The following is a 5,027-nucleotide window of genomic DNA, read 5'->3' on the forward strand; positions in this document are numbered from 1 at the left end:
GTCCTGCTGGTCATGGAGGCGGCGACCAACGCGCTCGAGCACGTCTTTCATCCAGCGCGGGGCATGGTCTTCGAGGTAGAGCTGCACGAGCGGCCGGGTGGGCGCCTGCTACTGAGCGTGCGTGACGACGGGCCGGGGATCGACCCGGCGTCGACCCCGCCCCACGCCGGACAGCGGCTCGGCATGCACATTATGCGGGCCCTGGCGGGCCAGCTCGGGGGAACCCTGCGGGTCGGAGGCGGGCCGGGCACGACGCTGCAGGTTGAGTTCGCGCGTGCATGACATCAGCCGCTGCATTGAGGTGGATCTCGGCGGACGTCAGGCGCGGGCCGTCCCGATCGCGGGCTGCGCCACCGGCATGGCAAGACGGACCACCTTGATGCCGAGGGCGCCGCCCGCGCCGTGCTCCGGCGGGCAGGCCACGGCTTTGCCTAAAGCCGGCACTGGCGAGGTAGAGATGATCAGGCATCTCAAGGTCGCCCGCGACACCGCGGTCAAGGCACGCACCCAGGCCAGGCTAGCGCTGAAGGCCATCATCCTCAGCGCTCCGGCGGCTCTGCGCGAGCAGCTCGATGCAGTCGCCGGCGAGATGGCGACTGGTCCGGTATTTGGCGGCCTTCCGGCCGGGGCCGCTGACCACGACCACCGCCTCAGCTAGGGCCAGTCTGCGCGCCGTCGCCCGCCGCTGGCTCGACCTCGAAGCCGAGATTAGGTCGCACGACGCCCACCTCGACCGGCTGACGCAGCGGTGCGCGCCGGAGATGATCGCGGCGCACGGCATGGGGACCGCGACCGCGGCGGAGATGCTTGTCGTCGTCGGCGACGAACCAGACCGGATCCGCTCCGAAGCCGCATTCGCCAAACTTTGTGGCGCCTGCCCGGTTCCGGCCTCGAGTGGCAAGACCAGCAGGCACAGGCTCAACCGCGGGGGGAGGGGGCAGCAGCAGGCCAACGCCGCTCTCCACCGCGTAATGGTCGTGCGGATGCGCACCCACCAGCCAACCCTCGACTACGTCCGGCGCCGCACCGCCGAGGGCAGGAGCAAGCGGGGTCTCAGCCGCGACAGCATGCTCCCTATCTGGAGCTCCGAGTATCAGGCGGCCGTCCGGTTGTCCGGCAGGGTGGGGAAGAACCGGAACGCGGCGTGCAGTCCCTCAGGCTCGAAGTGCAGCTCAACCTGGGCACCAGGCCCGAGATCCTGTGCAATGGCGCGCTCGAGCAGCCGAATGCCAAAGCCACGCCGGATGGGTGGTCCAGCGAGGCGGGGGCCGCCAGCCTCCACCCACTTCACCTGGACGGGGCCATCGGACTGCCGCTCGGTCCAGCGGAGTTCCACCCGGCCGCCGGCCCGCGACAGCGCCCCATGCTTGGCGGCATTGGTGACCAGTTCGTGCAGGGCCAGCACCACCGCCTGCGCCTGCAGCGGCCGGAGCGGCACGGCGCCCTCCGGCCCTGCGGGAATGATGCGCTGGCTGTCGCCGCCCATCCAAGGAGCGAGCGCGGCCCGTACTACGGTGGCGAGGTCCGTATCCTGCCAGGCGTGCGCGGTCAGCAGATCGTGGGCCACCGCGAGCGCCTGCAGCCGCGAGCTGAAATCGCGGACAAAGCGCGCCACATCGCCATCTGCGCCGCGCAGAGTTTGGACTGCGACTGACTGCACCGTGGCGAGGGTGTTCTTGACCCGGTGGTTCAGCTCGGCGACCAGCAGCTTGCGACGCTGCTCCGCCTGCGCCCAATCGGTCGCGTCGCGCACGATGCCAGTGAAGAAGCGCTGTCCCCTGACCTGGAAGGAGGTGACGGAGAGATCGATTGGGAACTCCGTCCCGTCCCGGCGCCGTACGACGAGCTCGCGTCCTGGGATCCCGACGGCTCTGGAGCGAGCGGTGACATGATGGGCAGCAAGATGCTCACGGTGCCGCTCAGCTTCACGCTCGGGCATGAGGACCGAGAGGTTCTGCCCAATAAGTTCCCCGGCGGTCTCGTAGCTGAACATCCGCACCGCTGAGGGGTTCGCGGAGACGATCCGGCCGTCCGCATCCGCGACCAGGATGCCATCCACGGCGGTCTTCACGACTGAGCGCAGCCGCGCCTCGCTCTCGGCCAGCGCCGCTTCGGCCTGCCGCTGCGCGGTCACGTCGATGACGCTCTCCAGCACGCCCGCTGGTCGGCCTTCGGCATCGCGGCGCAGTACCTTGTGCACGGCAGCGGCCACCTCTCGCCCATCCCGGGTGCGATGGCGAAGATCGCCGTTCCATTCGCCATCACGTTGCAGCGTCGCCTCGATGTCCGCACGCGGGAGAGGAAAGGCGGTGCCGAGCAGATCGTGCGCGGCGTGGCCGACCGCCTCCGCCGCCGTCCAACCGTAGAGGCGCTCGCATCCCACCGACCAGAACCGGATCTTGCCGTCGAGGTCGCATGCCATGAAGGCACCGAGGTCTAGCGTGGCCAGGAGGTCCCGCAGCCGCACCTCGCTGGCACGCAGCGCTGCATCGGCTTGGCCGAGGGAGGCGAACAGCGCGTCGAACTCGGCTACGCCTACGGCCGTGGCAGGGGCGAGTGCCAGGCCGCTGCCCGCGCCGTCGTTGCGCGATGCAGTTACCTGCTCCGCCTGGCGGCGCAAAACCGCGAGCGGCCGGACCAACCGCCGCGCAAGGAGAGAACCAAGGAGTGCGGTGAGAGCAAGGGCGATAGCGGCACCCGCCCCTAGCTGCATCAGCGGGTCTGACCAGCTCGCCCGGTAGCTTTCCCAGGGCTCGGCAACCACCACGGCCCAGTCGGGCGCCGAGCGCGGCCGCTCGAAGGCGAGGAGAAACCGCCCGCCTTCCAGGTTCTCACCCACGACCAGGCCGCGCTTGCGCCCAGCAATCGCCGGCGCGAACCATGCTGGCGCGGGCCGGCCCAGAAAGCGCCCAAGCTCGCGCGAGCGGGCGACAACGCGGCCCTTGTCGTCCGCCAGCGTGGCAAAGGCTCTGCCCTGGAAACCTTGCCCCTCCAGGAGGCGCGAAAGGCGCATCGGATCCAGTCGTGCGGTGGCAGCCACGACAACACGACCATCGCGGATCACGGGAACGATCAGCAGTGCCACTTCGCTGCCGGCCACCGGGCCAACCGCGAGGCCGCGTACGAAGGGGCGCCCAGTCTCGAACACTCGGCGCAGCGCCTCTGGCGCCGGGTTGCTGCCTGGCAATGGCGCGCCCGGAGGGACGGCAGCATTGAGCAGCTGGCGCCCGTCTGCAGCCATGAGGGCGAAGTTGGTGCCGAGCTGGCCGGCCAGCGTGCGCGCTTGCGCGTGAAAGGCTTCCAGGTTCGCGGCTCCCTCTCCATCCCAGCGTGCCAGGTCAGGAGAGGCCTCAAGAGCAGCGAGCGCCGCCCCGAGGCGATCAACCTCGCTGTCCATCGCAAGGGCGAGGGCACGGGCGGTGTCGGCCAACCTCGCCTCGAATGCCCGGCGGTAGTTGCCGGCCAGATGCCAGGCTGTTGTGGCACCGAGGGTCAGCGCCGGCAGCAGCACGGCGAGTGCGAAGACGAGCAGGTGCGCCTGCAGGCCGAGGCCGGTCCTGCCGAGGGAGCTGAACCGGCCGCCATCCGGGCGCGCGTCGCCGTCCGACCTCACGGGCGCGACCGCGACGCGCTCAACCGCGCCCACCACCGGCTTGGTCGCAGCTATTCCGCCGCGACCAGGTTTTGCGGCCCGCCATCCTGCACGACGCCGCCGAGCGCTCGGCCGGCGAGCCGCGAGCTGCCGCCCGCCGCAGCCATATCGCCAAGCGAGACAATCCCGACCAGCCGTTTGGCGCGGTTCACTACGGGCAAGCGACGCACCTGCTGCTCGGCCATGCTGTCGGCAGCGCGATGCAAGTCCTCGTCGTCGAAGACATAGCGCACCTCCGGGGTCATCACCTCGCGCACCGTGGTACGGGCGGGATCGCGGCCCTCGGCCGTGACCCTTAGGGCGACATCCCGGTCGGTTACCATGCCGACAAGACGGTCATTCTCGCCCACCGGCAGCACGCCGGTATCCTCGTCGCGCATCAGCCGCGCGGCCTGCTGCACCGTGTCCTCGGGACTGGCCACGCGCACGTTGCGGGTCATCACGTCGGCGACCCGCCCTGCGGTCTGCTGACGTCCCTGCCCACTGTTCTGCTCGCGGCGGCGCTGCTCCAGCTGGCGCTCGAGGGGCTGCAGCACCTCATCCGCGGTGCGACGAGCCGCCTGCAGGATGGTGGTCCCACCCTCCAAGAGGGTGCCGAGGTATTCGCGCGCGAAGCGCTGCTGCAGCTCAATGACGCTCCCCGGATTGGCGAACCGGAATAGCTCCTGGGCGGCCCGCAGGTTCGTCTGCATCACGCCCTGGGCCAGGCCGGCCAGGGCCTGTTGCAGGTCGCGCAGGCCACCTTCGGCCGCCTGCGGCAGCGCGATAAGCCGGCGCATGTCCTGCGCACTCTGCTGCATGGCCTCGGCCAGCTTGTGGCCGACCTGCTCGAACTGCTCGGCAGCCGTCTCGGTGAGTTGGCGCTGCCGTCCAGCGGCAGTCTCTGCGCCGTGCTGCAGCACCTCGCCGGCGGTAGTCTCGGTCCTGCCGAGCACCTCGCCGCCCTGTCGGATCATCTCGCTGGTGACCTGGCTGCCGCGCTGCGTAGCTTCGGATCCAATCGCCGCGCCCTGGCGCAGTGTAGCGCTCGCCTGACGGGCTATGTCCTCAGCTGCGGTAGCGCCTCGCCGTGCCGTCTCTGCACCAGCACTGGTACTGCGTTGCACCGCTTCGGTAGCGCCCCGGGGCTCCTGCTGGGACCTCGTATTGTTGTTGTCGGCCATGATGAACATTCTCCCTCAGCTTGAAGTAGAGACACAGCCAACACTCTCCCATGCGCGGGATCGACGTATGGTCGCACCGCAAGACGGGCACCGACTGCGTTTGAGTTCGCAAGTCATGACACGCGTCATTGCTGAGACGCGCGCTCAGTTCGTGAGATGGCTTTGCGCCGGTTCACGGCACCTTCGGGAGAAGGTGGAGCCAAGCAGTTTTT

Annotated in this window: 4 protein-coding genes and 1 pseudogene; 3 read left to right on the top strand and 2 right to left on the bottom strand. The window is 69.6% G+C overall.

The genetic code is table 11. The features are described 5' to 3' along the window. The 3 genes and pseudogenes from Q7A36_RS38270 to Q7A36_RS41945 all read left to right on the top strand — a co-directional run. On the top strand, positions 1-282 hold a 282-nt coding region (locus tag Q7A36_RS38270), incomplete at its 5' end, for an ATP-binding protein (RefSeq protein WP_305109042.1). After that, on the top strand, positions 275-658 hold the full coding sequence (locus Q7A36_RS38275) for a hypothetical protein (RefSeq protein WP_305109043.1): 384 nt from the start codon (positions 275-277) through the stop codon (positions 656-658). The genes Q7A36_RS38270 and Q7A36_RS38275, both read left to right, overlap by 8 nt. A 121-nt stretch (positions 659-779) precedes the next feature. Continuing rightward, positions 780-995, top strand: a pseudogene (locus tag Q7A36_RS41945) (transposase); the annotation flags it as partial. Positions 996-1,093: 98 nt separating this feature from the next. Here Q7A36_RS41945 and Q7A36_RS38280 read toward each other — a convergent pair. Both Q7A36_RS38280 and Q7A36_RS38285 read right to left on the bottom strand, forming a co-directional pair. Next, on the bottom strand, positions 1,094-3,646 hold the full coding sequence (locus Q7A36_RS38280; protein ID WP_305109044.1) for a sensor histidine kinase: 2,553 nt from the start codon (positions 3,644-3,646) through the stop codon (positions 1,094-1,096). Positions 3,647-3,663: 17 nt separating this feature from the next. Continuing rightward, positions 3,664-4,824 (bottom strand): CBS domain-containing protein, encoded by a 1,161-nt coding sequence (locus tag Q7A36_RS38285; RefSeq protein WP_305109045.1) that lies wholly within the window; start codon positions 4,822-4,824, stop codon positions 3,664-3,666. Between the last annotated feature and the right edge of the window lie 203 nt (positions 4,825-5,027).

Source organism: Paracraurococcus lichenis, assembly GCF_030657435.1.
GTDB classification, from domain to species: Bacteria; Pseudomonadota; Alphaproteobacteria; order Acetobacterales; family Acetobacteraceae; genus Paracraurococcus; species Paracraurococcus lichenis.

What these genes read in the sequence shown, in the direction of transcription:
- Q7A36_RS38285 (WP_305109045.1), bottom strand. Translation starts at nt 4,824, where the DNA reads ATGTTCATCATGGCCGACAACAACAATACGAGGTCCCAGCAGGAGCCC.